Source organism: Pseudomonas sp. LY-1, from assembly GCF_053502595.1.
The window spans coordinates 2,760,137-2,780,183 of record NZ_CP094353.1; the positions used below are offsets into that span (position 1 = coordinate 2,760,137).

Annotated in this window: 16 protein-coding genes and 6 pseudogenes; 9 read left to right on the forward strand and 13 right to left on the reverse strand. The window is 59.3% G+C overall.

Annotated features, from left to right (window positions below; genetic code table 11):
• Positions 1-2: 2 nt before the first annotated feature.
• From MOQ67_RS12790 to MOQ67_RS12810, 5 genes are all read right to left on the reverse strand, one after another.
• Positions 3-884, reverse strand: a complete 882-nt coding sequence (locus MOQ67_RS12790; RefSeq protein ID WP_198718436.1) for a VRR-NUC domain-containing protein — start codon at positions 882-884, stop codon at positions 3-5.
• The gene (locus MOQ67_RS12795; RefSeq protein WP_046483805.1) at positions 884-3,250 is read right to left on the reverse strand and encodes a type VI secretion system Vgr family protein; all 2,367 of its coding nucleotides are present in this window, start codon (positions 3,248-3,250) and stop codon (positions 884-886) included. Before MOQ67_RS12795 ends, MOQ67_RS12790 begins: the two co-directional genes overlap by 1 nt.
• A 25-nt stretch (positions 3,251-3,275) precedes the next feature.
• On the reverse strand, positions 3,276-3,533 hold the full coding sequence (locus tag MOQ67_RS12800; protein ID WP_198718437.1) for a PAAR domain-containing protein: 258 nt from the start codon (positions 3,531-3,533) through the stop codon (positions 3,276-3,278).
• A gap of 29 nt (positions 3,534-3,562) precedes the next feature.
• A complete protein-coding gene (icmH, locus tag MOQ67_RS12805; RefSeq protein ID WP_198718438.1) occupies positions 3,563-4,381 on the reverse strand; it encodes a type IVB secretion system protein IcmH/DotU in 819 nt (272 codons plus the stop codon).
• A gap of 576 nt (positions 4,382-4,957) precedes the next feature.
• Positions 4,958-5,524 carry a phosphoribosyltransferase family protein gene (locus tag MOQ67_RS12810; RefSeq protein ID WP_104903495.1) on the reverse strand — a complete coding sequence of 189 codons (567 nt, stop codon included), beginning with the start codon at positions 5,522-5,524 and terminating at the stop codon, positions 4,958-4,960.
• A gap of 416 nt (positions 5,525-5,940) precedes the next feature.
• On the opposite strand from MOQ67_RS12810, the gene MOQ67_RS12815 reads away from it, so the two are divergent.
• From MOQ67_RS12815 to MOQ67_RS12825, 3 genes and pseudogenes are all read left to right on the forward strand, one after another.
• Positions 5,941-6,837, forward strand: a complete 897-nt coding sequence (locus MOQ67_RS12815) for a universal stress protein (protein WP_198718439.1) — start codon at positions 5,941-5,943, stop codon at positions 6,835-6,837.
• Between the two features lie 56 nt (positions 6,838-6,893).
• Positions 6,894-7,190 (forward strand): annotated as a pseudogene (locus MOQ67_RS12820) (phosphoribosyltransferase family protein); the annotation flags it as partial.
• Positions 7,191-7,236: 46 nt separating this feature from the next.
• The gene (locus MOQ67_RS12825) at positions 7,237-7,896 is read left to right on the forward strand and encodes a dienelactone hydrolase family protein (RefSeq protein ID WP_026140150.1); all 660 of its coding nucleotides are present in this window, start codon (positions 7,237-7,239) and stop codon (positions 7,894-7,896) included.
• A 17-nt stretch (positions 7,897-7,913) separates the two neighbouring features.
• Here MOQ67_RS12825 and MOQ67_RS12830 read toward each other — a convergent pair.
• From MOQ67_RS12830 to MOQ67_RS12840, 3 genes and pseudogenes are all read right to left on the reverse strand, one after another.
• Positions 7,914-8,066, reverse strand: a pseudogene (locus MOQ67_RS12830) (erythromycin esterase family protein); the annotation flags it as partial.
• Between the two features lie 213 nt (positions 8,067-8,279).
• Positions 8,280-8,732 (reverse strand): VOC family protein, encoded by a 453-nt coding sequence (locus MOQ67_RS12835; RefSeq protein ID WP_017847958.1) that lies wholly within the window; start codon positions 8,730-8,732, stop codon positions 8,280-8,282.
• Between the two features lie 52 nt (positions 8,733-8,784).
• Positions 8,785-10,176 (reverse strand): NAD-dependent succinate-semialdehyde dehydrogenase, encoded by a 1,392-nt coding sequence (locus MOQ67_RS12840; protein ID WP_198718440.1) that lies wholly within the window; start codon positions 10,174-10,176, stop codon positions 8,785-8,787.
• Between the two features lie 489 nt (positions 10,177-10,665).
• Here MOQ67_RS12840 and adhP point away from each other — a divergent pair, with 489 nt between their 5' ends.
• From adhP to MOQ67_RS12860, 4 genes and pseudogenes are all read left to right on the forward strand, one after another.
• Entirely contained in the window at positions 10,666-11,676 is a 1,011-nt protein-coding gene (adhP, locus tag MOQ67_RS12845; protein WP_017847956.1) for an alcohol dehydrogenase AdhP, read from the forward strand.
• 178 nt (positions 11,677-11,854) lie between these two features.
• Complete coding sequence (locus tag MOQ67_RS12850) at positions 11,855-12,472, forward strand: LysE family transporter (RefSeq protein WP_046383985.1); 618 nt, start codon at positions 11,855-11,857, stop codon at positions 12,470-12,472.
• Positions 12,473-12,520: 48 nt separating this feature from the next.
• Positions 12,521-12,700, forward strand: a pseudogene (locus MOQ67_RS12855) (transposase); the annotation flags it as partial.
• Positions 12,701-12,845: 145 nt separating this feature from the next.
• Positions 12,846-13,084 (forward strand): annotated as a pseudogene (locus MOQ67_RS12860) (short-chain dehydrogenase); the annotation flags it as partial.
• 86 nt (positions 13,085-13,170) lie between these two features.
• On the opposite strand, the pseudogene MOQ67_RS12865 reads toward MOQ67_RS12860, so the two are convergent.
• Positions 13,171-13,509 (reverse strand): annotated as a pseudogene (locus MOQ67_RS12865) (winged helix-turn-helix domain-containing protein); the annotation flags it as partial.
• Between MOQ67_RS12865 and MOQ67_RS12870 the strand changes: the two are divergent.
• Both MOQ67_RS12870 and MOQ67_RS12875 read left to right on the forward strand, forming a co-directional pair.
• Positions 13,415-13,666 (forward strand): annotated as a pseudogene (locus tag MOQ67_RS12870) (hypothetical protein); the annotation flags it as partial. The pseudogenes MOQ67_RS12865 and MOQ67_RS12870 sit on opposite strands and share 95 nt — an antisense overlap.
• An 84-nt stretch (positions 13,667-13,750) precedes the next feature.
• Positions 13,751-14,452 (forward strand): MlaA family lipoprotein, encoded by a 702-nt coding sequence (locus MOQ67_RS12875; RefSeq protein WP_126586897.1) that lies wholly within the window; start codon positions 13,751-13,753, stop codon positions 14,450-14,452.
• A gap of 122 nt (positions 14,453-14,574) precedes the next feature.
• Here the strand turns inward: MOQ67_RS12875 and MOQ67_RS12880 are convergent, their stop codons facing one another.
• Genes MOQ67_RS12880 through MOQ67_RS12895 form a run of 4 tightly spaced genes read right to left on the reverse strand, consistent with a single transcriptional unit; the run spans position 14,575 to position 19,947 of the window.
• Positions 14,575-15,330 carry an ABC transporter ATP-binding protein gene (locus MOQ67_RS12880; protein ID WP_198718442.1) on the reverse strand — a complete coding sequence of 252 codons (756 nt, stop codon included), beginning with the start codon at positions 15,328-15,330 and terminating at the stop codon, positions 14,575-14,577.
• Entirely contained in the window at positions 15,324-16,385 is a 1,062-nt protein-coding gene (locus MOQ67_RS12885) for a FecCD family ABC transporter permease (RefSeq protein WP_046383977.1), read from the reverse strand. The genes MOQ67_RS12880 and MOQ67_RS12885 overlap by 7 nt, the downstream gene beginning before the upstream one ends.
• Positions 16,382-17,551: an ABC transporter substrate-binding protein gene (locus tag MOQ67_RS12890; protein ID WP_126586868.1), complete on the reverse strand. Its 1,170-nt coding sequence runs from the start codon at positions 17,549-17,551 to the stop codon at positions 16,382-16,384. Before MOQ67_RS12890 ends, MOQ67_RS12885 begins: the two co-directional genes overlap by 4 nt.
• A 20-nt stretch (positions 17,552-17,571) precedes the next feature.
• Complete coding sequence (locus MOQ67_RS12895) at positions 17,572-19,947, reverse strand: TonB-dependent receptor (RefSeq protein WP_126586870.1); 2,376 nt, start codon at positions 19,945-19,947, stop codon at positions 17,572-17,574.
• Positions 19,948-20,047: the final 100 nt, after the last annotated feature.

Consider the following 20,047-nt stretch of genomic DNA (forward strand, 5'->3'; position numbering starts at 1 on the left):
GTTCACCTCCTGTTTTTGGTGCCTTTGGATGTCGGGGGCTGTTTGTTATCCGTTTCAGAGCCAGTGCAATCCTCCGGAACGCGTAGCAAGGCCACTTTCCCCCGACCAATTTTTTCTCGGTTGACGCCAGTTCTCGGCTCCATAAGCTCAGCGTACTGGTCGATCTGTTTTTGTTTTACCCAATCCCCTGGAAACTTGATCTCAACTGCCGCAAACACATTTTCCGATTCGAATGGCTCTTGTCGGTACTCAACAACGACTAGATCAGGCGCTAGCAATCCTCCAGGCCGTGGCCAAAACGGCTGAATATCGCTGCCGAACCGTTTGGGACGAGTTGCAGGGATCCCCAGTAAGGCTTTCTTGCTGGTGCCGTTGTAATTGGGCTCGGCCTTGAGTGAACTTCGCCATTGCAGCGCCTCATCTACGGCTTCAAAAAACAGAGAAGCCGTGAACTGCTTTAGGGCGACTTCAATAGTGGTCTCAATTTTATCGCCGGCAATTTTCTTGCTGATACGGCGTGGCACTTTGATCGGCAGTTGCAAAGCAACTGTGCAGACTTGGCTAATGGCTGGGCGAAAAGGCACTTTACGTTCAATGTATTCCTTGAAATTCAAGTTCTCCTTGCCTCTTCGAGAAACCGTGCTATTGCCACCCCGGTCCACTGCGGCAAACGTGGAGCTTTTGACGTCGATTTCACGCGTCATTGCTTCAATAGTTGCTCGAAGCATTTTTTTAATCTGGTTTCTTCGCTCGTTAATCTCTACTGCGAGTTGGGCTAACTCGGCGGCGGTTTTGGCGTTTTCATAAGCCTGGTTTGCTCGGTAGGCCCGATAGGCTCTATCGATAACGTGAGCGAGAGTACGGGCAATGGGGGCTACTGGCATCAGTCGAGGTCTCCACTGTGCTGAGCAAGAAAGTCATCAGGAAAAATGGCCTTGGTCTCTACGGGTGGGGCTTCATCGTCGAAAGCCATCAGATAGGGCTGCCAGGTTTCGGTGATTCGCTGATCGTCGCGCATGATTGCCTTATGAGCTTGCACGGATTTGGATGCCTCGGTAACAGTCCAGTCAGTTCCCCCTTGGGGGCAGGTCAGGCCTTCGGTGAGTAGGGTGGCTCCATCGGTGATGCGATATCGATAGCCCGCGAAAGCACGTTGATCGTTCTTCAGCAACGTGTAACGTCCCAGGAATGCTCCAAGCGGTGCGGGAGGCGATTGTGGACTGCCAAGCGGATTGCCCGTACCGATTGCATCTGTGGTGACGGGGCCTTTGATCTTGATGGTCAGCCCATCAAGGGTAATGCCATCGCTATCAATCGTGATGCTGCCACCGGGGGCTCTCAGAACAATGCGTTCGCCCGATGTGACATCGAACACTGTCGTTTTTTGCTCAATGCATTGCCCTGCGGACAGGTAGTAGCGGTTCCGGACTGATTGCTCAGCACTGCCTCCGATCTGGATGTTATGGTCAGCGGCAATTTTATCATGCCGGTTGTTGGCAATTTCTTCGACTCGGTCCCCGCCGATGCTGGTGTGATGATTACGCCCCAGCGTCTGAATTCGATCACGGCCCAGTTCCAAATGCTGATCCTGCACAATAGCAATGTGCTCATCGTTACCTACTCGCTCGTTGCGGTTATGGCCGATGTCTACCTGCTCGTCGTGTTCGACCTTCTCGCTTCGGTCGTTACCCACGTAGGTGGTGTTGTTGTGCTTGATGTGGACGTTCTTGTCTTTTTCAGCATGGATATAAACTTCTTCCTGCCCCAGCTCATCCTCAAAGCGCAGCTCATTGAAACCTTCACCTTTATGGGTTCGGCTCTTGATGGTCATCCGCGTCTTGTGTTTCGGCAGTTGGTAGGGCGGCAGGTTGGTCTGTCTGTAGGCGGTCCCAGTGGCGATCGGCTGATCAGGATCTCCGTCCAGGTAGCTGATCACTAACTCCTGACCCACACGCGGGATCGCCATGGAGCCCCAGGTCGCCCCGGCCCAGCCTTGGGTGACGCGGATCCAGCAGGAGCTGTGGTCGTTGTTTTTGTCCGAGCGATCCCACGGGAACTGCACCTTGACTCGGCCCCATTCATCGCAGTAGATCTCTTCCCCCGGAGGCCCAACCACCGTGGCGATCTGTGGGCCGTCGATGCAGGGTTTGGGACGCAGCGGAGCCTTCCAATCGGAGGTCCAACGGATGGCGCTGGCCTTCAACGAGTAAGACGTACCGAGGCCGCTACCAAAGGATTCTTCCTGCAGGCTGGTGTGCTGTTTGCCCTCATGCCTGATGGCAATGGTGCGCCAGCGATCATTGAAGTCCTCACGGGGATGATCGTTGAGGTCGAAGGCCAATCCCGGTTGCAGGCGCTCATCGTCGCCTTCCACATGGGCCAGCTTGGCGTCGTTGCGCAGTGCGGCCAGGCGCGTCTTGGTGAAGGGCTTGCCGGCAATGTCGCGTTTGTAGCGTCCCGGATAGTCGTAGCGTTCGTAGTCCTTGTGCTGGTTGTTCAGGTCCTGGTCGCCGGTGGCGGTGTGCTGCTGGTTGTAGCGCGGGTGGGTGAAGGTGTAGTCGCGCTGCACCTGGCGCGCGGTGCGCACTTGTTCGGTGTAGTGGAAGCGGGTCAATGCCGGTTCCAGGGCGTCGCCGCCACTCATGGGCTGGTAGATCACCGGGCAATCGGTGTGCGTGCCGATGGTGCCCAGGCCGCCGACGCGGTCGGTAAGAACGAGGGTGTGTCCGTCGGCGCGGTGTTCGAAGGTGTAGAGCAGGCCTTCTTCGGCGGCGAGGCGAGCGATGAAATCGAGGTCGGTTTCGCCGGCCTGTACACAGTATTCACGGGGTTGGTGTTCGAAGCAGATTTCGCTGCGGATGTCGGTCAGTTTCTGCTCGGCCAGCATGCTGGTGATGATGTCGGGCACGGTCTGGGCCTGGAAGATGCGCCAGTCGGAGCGTAGATCGAAACGCTTCAGAGTCGGTTCGACCACGGCGGTGTAGCGGGTGCGGCGAAAGCCGGTGTCGCCCTGCTGGAACAGGCTGACCAAACCATGCACGTAGCGCACCGGGGTGTCGTCGCGCCAAATGGTGAACACGGCGGCCAGGTCGAGCATGCGGTAGAAGTCGATGGCGGGGTGATGACTGACCAGCTCCAGCTCAAGTTTGAAGGGTTGGGAGAGGCCTTCTTCAAGGGTGAACGAGACCACTTCGAAGGGATCGCCCCGCAGCGGTTGGAAGGTGTAACGCAGGTCGCTTTGACGGGGCATGAAACCTCCTTGTGGTGAGTGTGGGTCAGTTGATCAACCAGCTGTCGTCGCCGTTTTCCAGCACGCCTTCGTGGTCGGTGGTGTCACCGACGCGGGCCACGGCTTTGCCGTTGATGATCATTGACGGCGAGCCGCTGATGATCACGGCACCGCAACTGAGTGTGTCGCCAGCGCGGGTAACAGCCCGGCCATTGACAGTGAAGCTCCCTGATCCACTGGCGACAGTGACTGGGCCACACGTTGGACAAGCATGGTCGTGACCGACCAAAACGACGGCAGGCATAGAGCCTCCTTATGGCTTTCACATGGGAGTTAGAGCTTGAGAATTTTGTCCAGTGAGGCAAGGACTTCTTGGGTGATGGCGTTCAGTCGTAGGGTATAGATCGTGTAAGCCGTGACTAGTACGGCGGCGGCCAGTGCCCATGGCGTCCACAATGGCCACGTACGTTTGATCCGGTAGTTACGTGGCACAACGTTGGTCAACGGGTCGGTCAGGCGCTTGGGTGTTTCGCCGCGCAGGGGGCGCAACAGACCGTGCAGCTGGTCGATGATTTTTTGTATTTCGTCATCGCCCTTGGCATGGGCGCCATATTTGCCTTTGAGACCGGAGATCAGGCACTGGTACATGAACTCCAGCACATGCTGGTACCTGGCCGCTTCGGGGATCATGTTGTTCATGACGGTAAAGAATTTTTCGCCGCCCCATGTTTCCTCATGAAACTGACTGAGCAGTGAGCATGCACTCCAAGTGGAGGACTTGCCCCAGGTAGTGCTCATGACTATCTCATCCAACAGCAGGCACAGGCTGTAGGAGTAGGCCTTGAGCATGCCGGCGTCGTAGTCGAGCTGGTTGACTTCTTCCATGATCGTGGTGATCTGGTTGCTGACGCTTTGGTACAGTGCGGACACATCGTCGTGCCGGTCTAAACGACGCAGGCGAATTACTAGGCCGATCAGCGGCGTGGCGGCATCGCACAGCGGGTTCCAGGCCACGCCGCGCAGGTCGAATTCGGGATCTGCAAGCAGCGGTTCAGGTTTGGTGCCAGTAGGCGTCGATTCAAGGGTGTTTTCGGGCGAGGCGATAGGTGTTGGTTCTGTGTGGGTGGCTCTGTTCGAAATGGCGCCACTCATCGCGTGCACTCTTCTATCTATATTGGTTGAGAGCTGCAACGCCAGTCCTACAGCTGTCGCCACTCTAGGCAGACAAGATTTGGCGCTTCAATAGGGCGTGGACGATCAAGAGACGTCCTACAACTGCTGGTGTAATAATCTGTCAGTTTTGACTGTCTTTGGCGGGCGTCTTTCGGCGGTGGATGTGGTTAGAGGTCTTGCGAGTGGGTTGGGCATACTCCGTGCAGCGTTCCACGGACATCTCTGCACTGCTGGCTATCGGCCTTTCAGGTAGGGGTTGCCAGCTTTGCCGAAGTAGTACACAACGTAAACCAACGAGGCGTACCTAAAACCTCTTTGGAATCAACGAATTGCGCGGGAAACGAGTGTCTCGTTTCCCGCTCCAAACATAGCGCTACAGAGTTCCACTGAATTCTGTCAGCGATCGAAACAAGGACCTCCGGGTCCTTTTTCCGTTCCGGCGGGAACCACTGACATCCAGCACCGTCCAGTGCTTTTAAGCCCTGAATTGTTGGCGCCGAGCGTTCTCCACCGCTCAAGCCCGGTGACTCGGCGAAGCCCTGAACGCTTCCACCGTCAGCGGGCTGCGCCGTGTCGTACCACTTCTATGCAAAAGGCCTGTTCGTAGGGCGGTACGTTGCATTCGACAATATCAGTGGCGGCGACTTGCAGGTGTATACCGACAATGTCGGCCCGGATCGGCTGCTGACGGACATGCCGGTCGACCAGTACCGCCGTATGGACCCGACGAGCCCCCAGTTGTGCCAGATATGCACAAGTGCGCAGGAGGGAATGGCCTTCGAAGAGCACATCATCGACCACCAGAAACGTGGTATTGGCCAGATCCAACCTGCCCAGGGCCGGGTTTTCGGTCAATTGCGTGTAGGTATGCAGCACTTGCAGGTCGTCGGCGTAGCGCTTGACCTGCAGCGGGTAAACAGGGAGTTCCGGCCGGCCGGTCTGACGCGCAATGTACTCGCGCAACCGTTGAGCCAGGGGCTGGCCCCTGCGTTCGATGCCTATCAGTGCCGTATGCGTCGGTGGCAGAAGGGTGGCGGCCTTGCGCGCCATCGTCTGCAACACAACATCCAGCTCATCACTGTCATACAGGCGCAACCGTTGACTTGCCACTAGGATCGTCATTGCTTTCTCCTGCTCGGGAAACATGGGGTCATGCGGTGCCGGCTACGGCAGCAGGCGTATGCCATGAGATACGTGTGCAATCGGCGAGTCTGAACTCCTGAGGCGCCGCACCCTTGCGAGTGCATGTTGGGTCAATGTAGACCGGCTGACCCTGGCAGGATTGATATTGATCAATCGCGATCAATCCAACGCCCGATCCTTTCAACCGACGCGAATCGGCGGTGGCGCCAGAGGTGTGGGCACAAGCTGTCGCGAGTGAATGTATTGCTTGCCCGGGCACTTGATATAAATCAACTCCAAGGCCGCATCGACGGAGGATTCTGAGTTCATAAAGAAGGTGCTCGGTTCGGCGGTGAACACGACAGTTGTCCGCCATTGCGGGCAATGACAAACGTGCAAGCCCATGGAGTCCGATCATGAGCCAGTATCAACGGTTATTGCTGATCATCAACCCGGCGCTGCGCCGGTCTCAAGCCATGAACCATGCTGCCGCTCTGGCCAAGGTCAGCGGTGCCAGCCTGCACATTGCTGCCTTGATCCCTACCTGGAATCTGTTGTCGCTGCTCGAAGAGGGTGACCGGGCAAAAGCTCGCGAAAATTATCTGCAAGATCATCGCGATTGGCTCAAATACCAGGCGGCTCATCTGCGTGATAGTAATAAAGGTATCGAAGTGACGGCTGAAGCGAAGTGGGCCGACGACCTTCAGCAGGAGATTCTCGATTACGTCGCAGAAATGCAGCCAGACCTGCTGATCAAACAGGTGCAGCGCGAACCGGCACTCAAGCGTGCATTCATCACCCCGCTGGATTGGCGTTTACTGCGTCACTGCCCGATACCGGTCTATCTGCTCAGCGAAGACGACCTGCCCTTGCCGCGCAAGATCGTGGCGGCGGTCGACGCCTCCAATACCCTTGCCCAGGACAACGAGCTCAATGAACGGATCATCCAGCAGGCTTCCAGTCTCGCCATCCAGTGTCAGGCCGAGTTGCACTTGCTGTATGCCTGCGACATTTCCATGGTGTACCTGGGCGATATGGGCGGCGGGGGCCTGACAATTTCGGACCTTGGCAGGCAGTTGCGCAAAGGTCATGAAAAGTCATTCCTCGAACTGGCCGACCGTTATGGCGTGCCTGCCGACCGGCGGCATTTCATCGAAGGGCAGCCTGTCGCGGTGCTCCATGCGTTCACCGATGAGCAGCATATGGATGTGATTGTGATGGGCAAGGTCCAGTCCCACGGACTGGACAAGCTGCTGGGCAGCACCACCGAACATCTCCTGTATCAGGTGTCTTGCAGCATTCTGGCTATCTAGCGCGGCGAGGGCCGCCTATTCCGAAATCACAGGCGTTATCGTCGGAGGAGGTCCTCGTGATCCTTAGTCCCTCATTGCAAACCCTCTTGCCAAACCGCGTCGAGGCCGGTCGACGACTGGTGGAACCCTTGCTCAAATACGCCAACAGGTCTGACGTCATCATTCTCGCGTTGCCCCGAGGCGGTGTTCCGGTGGCTTATGAAGTCGCCACAGCCCTGAAGGTTCGCCTGGACCTGATGCTGGTACGCAAGCTCGGCGTGCCTTCACACCCGGAATATGCCATGGGCGCCATTGCCAGCGGAGGTATACAAATCCTTAATGACGACGCGATGCGGGTGCAGTCGATCGATCGAGCCGGTCGAGGATTGCCGCTGCCAGGCTCGCGGACGGAGCATCTTGATGTTTAAACCAATATCACGATCCATGGACCTGCCGGGCGTTGAACTGGACGCCGATTTGCGTTTGCCGACCAACACCCGCGCCTTGGTCGTTTTCGTACACGGCAGCGGTAGTGGCCGTTTGAGCCCGCGTAATCAATATGTGGCCGATGTACTGGCCCATCGGGGCTTGGGTTCGCTGTTGTTTGACCTGCTCACGGAAAAGGAGCAGCGCCTGGATAACTTGACCGGGGAGCTGCGTTTCGATATTCCGCTGTTGGCCAGACGCTTGATCGATGTCATCGACTGGGCCGCTCGGGACCCCCAATTACGCTTGCTGCGGATTGGACTGTTCGGCGCGAGCACCGGCGCTGGCGCGGCACTGGTGGCGGCGGCCGAGCGTGCGCAGGTGGTCGGGGCGGTGGTCAGCCGGGGTGGGCGGACCGACCTGGCGGGACCGGCGCTGGCCCGGGTGAAGGCACCGACCTTGCAGATTGTCGGCGCACAGGACCCGGTAGTGTTCGACTTGAATTGCCAAAGCAGCCGGGCCCTGCGGTGCGAGCAACGACTGGAAGTCGTGGAGGGCGCCACGCATCTATTCGAAGAGCCTGGCGCCCTGGAGACAGTCGCCCGACTCGCTGGCGAATGGTTTGAAAAATACCTGCAGTCCCCGCACCCCTGAGAGGGCTGCATTCAGCATCACACACCAAACGGATAGGTTTCTGGTTCCAGGTGTTGGGTTTTCGGCCACGGCAGCGCGGCAACCGGCTTGGTGTGCTCAATCCAGATCATGGCATCGAATTGATCTGCTGGCACGGACTCGAAGTAGTGACTGAAACGCTCGGTTTCGGGGTCGCTCAGGCCCGTCGAGCCTGGCTGGAGCCCCATGACGTGCTCAATACTCGTTTGCTACCTGAGCTGAAGCCATTCTTGCGCGGTGCCGGGGCAAGGCGAACAGAACGCGATCAAGGACTATGTCAGTCATAGACAATATCGTTGCGCGGGTACTGGCCTGGCACGCTCGTTTTATCAATCTCTTCAAGCGTGTATGCCGATGAAGAAATTTTATTCCCGGCGATCACTTCCTCGCGATTTTCCAAGCAAGCGCCGCTTTTGTTTTTCCAGGAAGAACATCACCTCGAGCTTCAGATTATCGGGGTCGAGGAAATAAACCGCATAGTAGCCCTCGCCATAATCCGGATAGTCAGCGGGCGCGTCGACAATCGTAACCGCCTGATCCAGCAGGAACGCGTAGAGCGCATCGACGTCCTCGCGCGCGGCAACCTCGAATGCATAGTGGTGATAGCCCACATCGCCGGTCCGGTGCTTGTGTTTGCGCCCCTGGGCATCGGCTTCGGTGATCCAGAACAGGGTTTCGCCATTGGTCCAACCAATAACCCGGTCGAACTCCCACTCTATGGTGAATCCCAAGAAACCGAGTACCTGATCGTAGAACGCCCTGGAGCGGTCCAGATCGCTGACACGAATAGCCAAGTGGTCTATCCCGATGACGTTCATCCTGTCAGGTCTCCTCGATTTCGGTTTCTTGGGACAAAGAGCGCTGTTGAACTCAGAACGGGGCGTCGATATCGACCACGACAATGAGCTTGTGGTTGACGAACTCCTTGAGCCCGAGCCCGATCAGCTCGCGGCCGTACCCCGAGCGGCGCACGCCACCGAAAGGCAGGTCGGCTTCGACCTTGGTCGGATGGTTGACGAACACCATGCCGGTGGAGATTTTCTTCGCGACTTCTGCGCCATGCGCCGTGTCCGAGGTGAATACCGAACCGCCGAGGCCGAACGGCGAGTCGTTGGCGATACGCACTGCATCGTCTTCATCCTTGGCGCGGAACACCATGGACACCGGGCCAAAGAACTCCCAGTAGCGAGCGGGGTTGTCTTCGGCGACATCGGTCAGGGTCGTCGGCTGCACGAATGCCCCATCGACAGGCACGGGCGGCCCGACTTCTTCGGCCTTGGCGCCAAGCTTCACGGCTTCGAGGATCTTTTGCTTGACCTCATTGGCCGCGCTTTGCGAGGAGAGCGGTGCCAGGGTCGTCTTCGCATCGAAGGGATCGCCGGCCACCAACTCCGCGACGCCCTTGCGATAGAGCGCGAGGAAGTCGTCATAGACCGCATCGACCACGATCATGCGCTTGGAGGACACGCAGACCTGCCCGGCATTCCAATGCCGGCCGAACACCGCCCATTTGCTCGTTTTCGCCAGGTCCGCGTCGGCCAGCACGACGAAGGCGTCGGCGCCGCCGAGTTCCAGGGTGGACTTTTTCAGCGCTTTGCCCGCCTGCGACGCAACCACCGCACCGGCGCCTTCCGAGCCGGTCAAGGCAACGCCCTGCACGCGGGCATCGTTGATGATCAGCTCGATCTGCGAACGCGTGGCGTACAGATTACGGAAGGCGCCGTCAGGCAGGCCGGCATCCTTCATCAACTTTTGAAAGCCAGCGGCGCTTTGCGGCACATTCGCTGCGTGTTTGAGAAGCACGGTATTACCGGCAGAAAGCTGCGGCGCCAGAATGCGGGCGATCTGGTAATAAGGGAAGTTCCACGGCTCGATCGCCAGCAGCACGCCGAGCGGTTCGCAGACGAGAACCGCCTCGCCCTCGGCAGGGTCGAGGACCGGGAGTTTCTCCGGCTTGAGCAAGGTTTCGGCATTGCGCACATAGTATTCGAAGATTTTTGCCGACAGCTCGACCTCGGCTTTCGCCTCGGCAAACAGCTTGCCCATCTCCAGCGTCAGTACCCTGGCAAAGGCGTCGCTGTCCTTGCGCAGGATATCGGCCGCATTCTGCAGGATGCGCGCACGTTCGGCGAAAGAGGTGTCCTTCCACGCCAGGAAAGCCTCATGGGCCTTGCCGATGGCCGCGGTGACTTCTGCATCGGTCGCATCGGGAAAGGTTTGCAGTGTCTCGCCCGTATAGGGATTGATTGTTGCGTATGCCATGTAAAAGCTACTCCAGAACCGTTTCGACTAAATGGCCAACCCGCCGCTGAGTGCATATGCCGGGCCTGCCGAAGGTACACGAGGAACAGGTTTCAAACATGGAGCCAAAGGTCGCAGGCCCACCCAGACCCGAGAGATCGGGGAGCTCACTTGACGTTCAGGGCGGCGGCGACGGTCACTGAAAGCGGTCACGATGATCTGCCGATCAGCGTCTCCTGTTGATCTTTGTCATAGAAAGGCAAAGAAGAGGCGTCCTTGCGCGGGTTGCCTGACTAATAGGCATCCCCCTTTCGCGCGACTTGTGCCATAAGACCGGTAGCGTTGGCGACCCGATGGCGCAGCAATAGCATCCATTGACTCCCCGACCCTGGGGCCGGGTGGCGGGCATTGCGCCAGACTTCGGAGCGCTGGAAGGGTGGTGCTGTACTGCTTTGGCATTTGTTGGGCCCGCTGTAACGCAAGCTCACTCACGGATACAAGGAGATAAGCATGAAAGCTGCTGTTGTTGCCCAAGGGCAACGCGTGAATGTGATCGAAAAAACATTACGGCCTCTGAAACATGGTGAGGCTCTCCTTAAAATGCAGTGCTGCGGGGTCTGCCATACCGACCTGCACGTCAAGAACGGCGATTTCGGTGATAAAACCGGAGTGATCCTAGGCCATGAAGGCATCGGTATCGTGCAGCAGGTAGGACCAGGCGTCACCTCTCTGAAGCCCGGTGACCGGGCCAGCGTAGCCTGGTTCTTCCAGGGCTGTGGGCACTGTGAATACTGCAACAGCGGCAACGAGACACTCTGCCGCAACGTAAAAAACTCCGGTTACACCGTGGATGGCGCAATGGCCGAAGAGTGCATTGTCGTCGCCGACTACTCGGTGAAAGTGCCTGATGGGCTTGATTCTGCGGCGGCGAGCAGCGTGACCTGTGCTGGCGTAACGACCTATAAAGCCGTGAAGGTTTCCAATATCCGCCCTGGGCAATGGATTGCGATCTACGGGCTGGGCGGCCTGGGGAATCTGGCGTTGCAGTACGCAAAAAATGTATTCAACGCCCGAGTGATCGCCGTGGACATCAACGATGATCAACTGCAGTTCGCCAGGGAAATGGGCGCTGACCTGGTCATCAACTCCCGCAACGAGGATGCCGCAAAAGTTATCCAGGAGAAGGTCGGCGGAGCTCACGCGGCTGTCGTGACGGCCGTCGCCAAGGTCGCGTTCAACTCTGCGGTGGATGCCCTGCGTGCCGGTGGACGCCTGGTCGCAGTTGGGCTTCCGCCTGAAGCCATGAGCCTCGATATTCCTCGGTTGGTGCTTGACGGGATCGAGGTGGTCGGCTCACTGGTCGGTACTCGACAAGACCTCGTAGAAGCCTTCGAGTTTGCCGCGCAAGGCAAGGTGGTGCCGAAGGTGACACTGCGTCCGATCGAAGATATCAATGAGATCTTCGATGAAATGCAGCAAGGGAAAATCAAAGGCCGCATGGTGATTGATTTGAGTCATTGACGGGCCATTGGCAGTCGCTCGGGCGGCTGCCAATACCGTTGGCTCCTCACGACGAGAAGCGCAGTTGATCACTTTTGCCGATAGTTCCTGGATGGTTTTCTCACCTGCGTCGCTAGATATTGAGGCGAGGTTGATGATAGGTTTTGCGTCCCAAACCATCCTGCGCGGGAGATAACCGATGTTTGGCGTGACCGACTATGGCGCTTTCATCATCGCCTTCATCATCGTCCTGGCCATTCCTGGCCCCGGCAATTTTGCCCTCATCACGGCGACCGGCAAAGGCGGGATAAAAGCGGGTTTGGCTGCGACATGCGGAGTGATACTCGGTGACCAGGTGCTCTTATGGTTGGCGGTCGCTGGCGTTGCAACCCTGCTGGCCGCGTATCCGGCAGCGTTCCATCTCATTCAATGGTTGGGTGCGTCGTACTTGGCGTGGCTGGGCCTGCGAATGTTGTTTAGTCAGGCTGGGGCCGCGCCGCGCAAGAGCCGGATGGATAACGGCCACTTCCTGCGTCAGACCATGATGATCACGTTGCTCAACCCCAAGGCGATCATCTTCTACATGGCCTTTTTCCCGTTGTTTGTCGATCCGGTGAAGCATCAGGGCATAGTGACATTCGCGTTCATGGCCGCGACCGTAGCGGTGGTGACGTTCCTCTATGGTTTGATAGCCGTCCTATTGACCCACAAGCTCGCTCAGCGCATGCGGGCCAACCCGCGCATCGCCAATCTGCTGGAGCGCTTGGCCGGCGTTTGCCTGCTGGGGTTCGGCGTCAAGCTGGTCGCCATGCGCTGAATACGAGCCGTTGGTTTACCCTGTCAGCAACCTGAAAACCATTGCCTTATCGAAGCCAGCCGCTCACTCGGCATTGGTGAGTCAGCGCTGCGCCGCTGGGTTGACCAGGTTCAGAAAGGGCCCCAAGGCGTCACGCCGCAGAGCAAGACGCTGACCCCAGAGCAGCAGAACATTCAGGAGCTGGAAGCTCGGATCGCCTGGTTTGAGCGAGAAAAATCCATACTAAAAAACCGCCTCCCCGGCGCTCCGCGGCTCATTGGATTAGAAATACTGCGTTCTACACTGATCTTACTGGACAGTGGTCGCTGGCTTTTTGGAGGCTTAGTCCCCGTCAAAAAACTTGACCCAGGGGAAGCTGCGGACCCGTTAGTGGTGGCACGAACTTAACGAGGTTAATGTCGTGGCGCCGTTCCACCTAGTCGCGTTGCCGAGTCGGCATTGCGCGATGCCGCCTGTTACCGTCGAGCAGGTTGCGTCGTAAACATCAGTTCGCATGCCGGTATCCGTCCTAAGGGCGCATCTATTCCCTATGCGGTAGTTGTAATGCTGGTCGAGTCGGACGACTTGACCGGCGAGATACTCCTCTCAGACGGCGGGTTGAATCTGACCTAGGTTTAGCGTGCTCCGGTATCTGGAGATGGTTGCAGGCGTTCCGCTTGCGCCTCGTTGACGGTGCCGATGTGTGTTATTCCGAGGTATCAGGCCTCGGAAAGCTGAAACCGATAACCGACCCCATACAACGATTCGATGGGTGTTTCCCCTGGGCACGCCTGCTCCAGCTTGCGTCGCAGGTTGCGGATATGGCTGTCCACCGTGCGGTCGGTGACCACGCGGTGGTCGGAGTAGATCTTGTCGAGCAGTTGGTCACGGGAAAACACGCGGCCGGCAGAGCGGGCGAAGGTGCTGAGCAGTCGCAGTTCCAGGGGGGTGAGGTCCAGGGCGATGCCGTCTATCGAGGCGCGATACTGCGCTTCGTCGATCAGCAGTCGCGGCGCCGAGCTGGCCAGCAGTTGGGGCCCGCGGCGCAGGATGGCCTTCTCGTCCAGCTCGGCATTGGCCGGCCTGTTCAAATCCGGCAGCGGTGCCTGGACCTTTGCCCCGAGCATCAGCGTGCCGATTTTCGACGCCGGGAGTAACCGCGCGACCCTGGATTCGGCCAAGGTCGAGCGTGACATCCAGATACAGACTTATCAGCAGACCCTGCAGACCGCGTTCCGCGAAGTGGCCGACGCGCTGGCGCGCGTCAAATCGGCTGACTTCATTCAATGGGAAATCAACATGCGTGCATCTCGTTCCACTTTAAGCCGTTGCGCTCAGGTACTGACCTGCGCCAGTTTCATAACGCTTTCAGCCCTTTGCCAGGCGGATTCCGACAAGGACCCGTGGGAGCGTATCAACCGACCCATTTTCTCATTCAATGACACGCTGGATACCTACGCACTGAAACCCCTTGCCCAGGGTTATCAATTTGTCACCCCGCGCATTGCGCAAGACGGCGTGCATAATTTTTTCAACAATCTGGGGGAGGTCAAGAACCTGGCGAACAACTTACTTCAAGCCAAGTTCTATAGCGCCGGGGTTGATACGAGCCGCTTCTTACTCAACAGCACCATTGGCCTGGGAGGATTGGTCGATGTCGCGACGCCCATGGGGCTGCAGCGCAATGACGAAGATTTCGGTCAAACCCTCGGTTACTGGGGGGTAGGTAGTGGTCCTTATCTTGTGCTGCCGCTCTTGGGGCCCAGCACACTTCGCGATGCGCCGGCCATCTTTCCCGATATCTACGCCAACCCGGTTCGTTACATCGGCGACGTTCCGACGCGTAATAGCCTGTACGGCCTGGGCATGATCGACGGACGCGCTCAATACATGAAATCTGAAAAGCTCATCACCGGGGATAAATACAACTTCATTCGAAGCGTTTATCTGCAACACCGGGAGTTCAAGATCAACGATGGCAACGTAAAGGACGACTTTTGATCCGCGCGGTTCGACCTCGGGATCAAGTTACCCGCTGACACTATCCGGATGCGCCGCCCATCGAAGCCCAGGCACTGATGGCCGGCGCGGCCGTGGAATACAGGCTGGAGTGCTCGCGGCCCTCAAACAATATCGTCGATCAGGATATGAGGCTGCCCGCGACTGCACTGTTCAATGCGCGCCTGGACCTTGTACACAGTGCGCAGCATCTGTTCTGTAATGACCTCACGGCTCGCGCCACTGCCTTGTGCGGTACCGTCGGCAATCACCAGCACCTGATCGGCAAAACGTAACGCCTGGTTCAGATCATGGATGGCGATGAACACAATGACCCGACGCCGGCGGGCCAATGCCTGCATGAAGTCCAACACCTGGACCTGGCGGTGCATGTCGAGGGCGCTGGTGGGTTCGTCCATCAACAGGATCTCCGGCTCGCGCACCAAGGTCTGCGCGATGGACACGAGCTGTTGCTGCCCGCCGCTGAGTTCGCCGAGGTTGCGAAAGGACAGGCCGGTGATCCCCAGCGCCTGCAATATCTCGTCGACCAGCGTCAGCTCATCATCGTGGACGACCCAGCCGGGCGACAGTTGTTTACGTGCCAGAAGTACCGATTCGTACACCGTCAATCGAGCGCTGCCGTTCAAGCCCTGCGGCATGTAGCTGATGCCCCGCACGCCCTTTTTCGAGCCATGCAGAATCACCCGGCCGGGGCCGTCGATCAAGCCTGCCATGCGCTTGAACAGGGTGGACTTGCCGGCGGCATTGGGGCCGACCACCGCGACCACTTGGCCACCCATAAATGCGCCGGTGGTGACACCGCTGATGATCGTGCGTTGACCGTAGCGGGCGCCAAGGTTCTCCAGCTGGATCGTCACCATGAGTTTTTCTTCCCGCTGAGAATCAGAGATATGAAGAACGGCACGCCGATCAACGATGTGACCACGCCGATCGGAAAGATCGCGCCCGGAATCAGGGTCTTACTGACCACCGAACTGACGGACAGAATCAGTGCGCCGGTCAGCAGCGACGCCGGCAGGAAGAACCGCTGGTCTTCACCAATCAACATCCGCGCAATGTGCGGGCCGACCAGCCCGATAAAGCCGATGGTGCCGACGAAGGCCACGGGAAACGCGGCGAGCAGGCTGACCATGATCAACGTCTGAAAGCGCAGGCTGCGCACGTTGATACCGAAACTGGCGGCCTTGTCATCGCCCAGCCTCAGGGCTGTGAGGGCCCAGGCGCGCCTGGCGAAAATCGGCAGGGTGACCACGATCACCAGGCAGATCACTCCGAGTTTGGGCCAGGTGGCTTTGGTCAGGCTGCCCATGGTCCAGAACACCACGGCCGCCACGGCTTGCTCGGTGGCAAAAAACTGCACTAGGGCCAACAACGCGTTGAACGTGAACACCAGGGCAATGCCCAGCAGCACGATGGTTTCAGCGGTGACGCCGCGGCGCATGCTCAGGAAGTGGATCAGCAAGGCAGAGAGCATGGCCATGACGAACGCGTTCACCGGCACCATGTACTGTGCCGCCAATGGGAACAGGGCCACGCCAAACGCCAGGCCCATGGCCGCGCCGAAGCTGGCGGCGGCAGAAATGCCCAGGGTGAAGGGGCTGGCCAGCGGGTTGTTGAGGATGGTCTGCATCTGCGCGCCCGCCAGTGATAATGCCGCGCCCACGGCAACCGCCATCAGGGCGACAGGCAGGCGGATATCCCACATCACCACGCGCACCTGCGCCGAAGCGTCATCCGGTGAAAACAGTGCGCCGAGTACTTCGCGCAGGCTGTAACTCGCCGGGCCCAGGGCCAGGTCAAGCAGGACACTGCAGAGCAGCAGCGTCATCAGCCCGGCGAGGATCAGCCGCTTGCGCAGCACCAGGCGACGGTAGGTCTCGCGCTGCACCACCAGGGTGTCGCTCGGTGCGCTCATGGCTTGACCTCGGGGGTGCGCAAGCTGACGAAATAGCCCGGCTCGTAAGGTACCGGCAGAAACCGCTCGTGCAGCTCGCGAAAGGAGGCCTCGGGGTCCAGGTCGGCAAACAGCGTGGGATGAAACCATTTGGCCAATTGCTGGATGGCCACGAACTGGTAAGGGCTGTTGTAGAACTGATGCCAGATCGCATGAAAGGCCTGGTTGTCCTGCGCCTTGATCCCTGCGTAGGCTGGCCGTTGGGTGTACCAGGCCAGTTTGTGCCGGGCTTGCGTCATGTCGGCGCCCGGGCCGACGCCGACCCAATGGCCGCCAGGGGCGAACGCCTCCCAGTTGGCGCTGGTGACTACCACCTGCGCCGGGTTGGCGACGATGACCTGTTCGGGATTCAACTGGCCGAAGGTGCTGGGGATAATGCCTCTGGCGATATTGTTGCCACCGGCCATGTCGACAAAAAGCCCGAAGTTTTCGTTGCCGAAGCTCAGGCAGCAATCGTCCGTGTAACCGCCGATGCGTTCGATAAACACCGCGGGGCGCACAGGCTGCTGCGCCGCGATCACGTCGGTCACCCGGCGGATCTGCCGGTTGCGAAAATCAATGAAAGCCTCGGCACGCGCTTCTTTGCCCAACAGCCGGCCGAACAGGCGCATGGTCGGCTCGGTGTTCTGCATCGGTTGATTGCGAAAGTCGACGTACACCACCGGTATGCCCAGGGCATCGAGCTTCTCGATATAGCGCGCATCCTCGGTGGCATGCTGTGCCTCGATGTTGAGGATGATCACGTCGGGGTGTTGGGCGATCGCTTGTTCGATGTCGAAGGTCCCGTCTTCAAAGCCGCCAAAGGTGGGAATCCTGGCAATGGCGGGAAATTTGCGCAGGTAGGCTCCGTAGGTGTCCGGGTCCGACTGGATCAGATCCTTGCGCCAGCCGACGATGCGTTCGATGGGGTTTTGCGTATCCAGGGCGGCGACCAGGTACAACTGGCGACCCTCCCCGAGAATCATCCGCCTGACCGGCAGATGGACCTTGACCTCGCGGCCGAGCAGGTCGGTGACGGTACTGCGCGCGGTATCCGCCTCGGCGGCGGGGGCGGGCAGTGAAGCCCCGAGCAAGCCAGCCACTAACAGCGCCGCGAAGGCGTGGCTGCGTCGAACGATGGTAACCATGGTTAAAGCCTTTGCAGGTGTCAGAAGTCGACCGTGGCCGAGAGTAAAAGCGTGCGTGGCGAGCCCTGGGAAAACGCTCCATAAGAGGCGACACCCGACCAGTACTCGCGATCGAACAGGTTTTGCACCGTGGCGCGGAACGTTGTCGGCCGCTGTGCGATACGCGTGGTGTAACGTGCGCCGAGGTCGATGCGGGTCCAGGGATCCAGTTGTTGGCTGTTGGCCTGGTTGACGTACTGGCGGGCGGTATAGATCGCGCCACTGGTGAACGTCAGCCCCTCGACCCAGGGGATGTCCCATTCGGCCCAGAGGTTGGCTTGTACATCCGGCACGCCGACCGGGGTGTTGCCCCGGTTGGCGGCAATGCCGGTTTTGGTCAACTGCGCATCCAGCAGCGTCACCCCCCCGAGCAGGCGCGCGCCTGGGGCGACCTCGCCAAACAGGTTCAGCTCGATGCCCCGATTGCGCTGTTCGCCTTGCACCGAAAACGTCCCGCCCGACAACTCGCCGCTGGGCTTCTTGATCTGGAACAGCGCCAGGGTCGCCATGAACGTGCCGTAGTCGAGCTTGACCCCGATCTCCTGCTGCCGGGAAACGTAAGGGGCGAAGATCTGGCCTGCATTGGCGGCGTTGGCCGGGGCGACGTCGCCCTTGCTCAGGCCCTCAAGGTAGTTGTAGTAGAGCGACACATGGTCCCAGGGTTTGACCACCACCCCGAACAGCGGCGTGGTCTTGCCTCCGTCATACGCCGTGCTCAGCGTACCGGAGGCGTTGTAGTTGCTCGACTCAATATGCTGTCTGCGCAGGCCGAAGGTGACCTGCAGGCGTTGTTCGAGCACCGACAGGGTGTCGGCGATGGCGATGCCGGATAATTGCGTCGCGGAGACCTTTGGCGTATCCGGCTCGGCAATCGAAGGCTTGGGCTGATCGATCGGGTGGTAGATGTTCGACAGGATGACCGCGCCGGATGTGATGCCACGGGACAACTCATCGCGATAACGCGAGACTTGCAGGGCCGTGACGTGGCCGACCGGCCCGGTGTCGAAGCGTAGGCGCGTGCCCGCATCGACGGTGTAGCGCTGCACGTTGAACTTGTAATAGCCGGGTGTCGAGGCGGTGTCGCCGGCGGCGTTGAGGAGGGTTGGGGTCTGGTCGGACATGCGCGCGACAGCCGACCTGCCGCCACCGGCATGGGCGAAGACGGTCAAGGCGTCGGTGAGGTCGTATTCACCGCTGAGCAACGCGGATTTATCACGGGTTTCGGACCAGCCCCAGTCTTGGCTCACATTGGTCCGGCCATTGGCGGCGGAAGGCATCTCCACGCCCGTGTCGATCAGGAACGGTCGAGATGCCGCGTCGAACTTTTCTTGCTGGGAGATCAGGTCCAGGCTGCCTCGCAGGCGATCGGACCGGTAGTCCAGGGACACGGCACCGAGCCCGACGGCGCGCGATTGGTCGTCGATCACGGTGTTGCCTTGCTGGACACTGGCGTTGACCCGCACCCCCCATCGGCGTTCCTCGCCAAAGCGCCGGCTGATGTCGATATGGTTCCCCAGTTGCGCATCCTGGGCGTAACTGGCGGTGAACCGCGTCAAGTCTTCATCCAGAGAGCGCTTGGGCACCACATTGATCACCCCGCCGACGGCACTGTTGGGCGACATGCCGTAGAGCAGTGCGCTCGGGCCTTTGACGACCTCGATGCGTTCGGCGTATTCGGTGAACACCCGATAGTTGGAGGCCACGCCATAGACACCGTCGAAGGCCAGCTCACCGAGGTTGCCTTCGCCGACCGGAAACCCACGGATAAAAAAAGAATCGACAATCCCGCCGGTCTGCCCGGTGGCACGGACCGACGAATCGCGCTCCAGCACGTCGCCCACGGTCGTTGCCTGTTGGTCCTTGATCAGCGCCGAGGTGTAAGTGCTGACGCTGAAGGGGGCGTCCATTACATCGGTATTACCCAGCATGCCCAGGCGTCCTCCCGCGGCCACCTGGCCCCCCGGATACACCGGGGGCAAGGTCTCGGCCGGCTGGTCGTGGCCACTGATCGTGGTCTGCGCCAGGGTGACCCTGCGGAGCGCCAAGGTGTAGCTGCCGTCGTTGCGCAGCAGCATGTCCAGGCCACTGCCGGCCAGCAAATGCGCGACTGCTGCCTGGGTCGAGTAATTTCCAGAAAGCCTTGGGCTGATCAACCCTTCAGTGATCGACGGCTCGAAGGACAAGGCAATGCCGGCTTCCACGGCAAAGCTCGACAAGGTTGCGCCGAGCGGTCCGGGGGCAAGGTTGTACGCGCGCACGGTCACTGAATCCAGCTGCACCGGCGCGTCCGCCCGGGCCAAAGGGCAGGCCGCACCGATCAGGGTCAGGCTGAGCAACGCGCTGCGAATGACCGGCATCAATGGGGGGCCCTGTGGCGAGAGGAAGTGGCTGTTCCTTCATTGCCAGTTGAGATCAAAAAAAGTATCAGCCTGGCAACGCTTTATTTTTTTGCGAGGT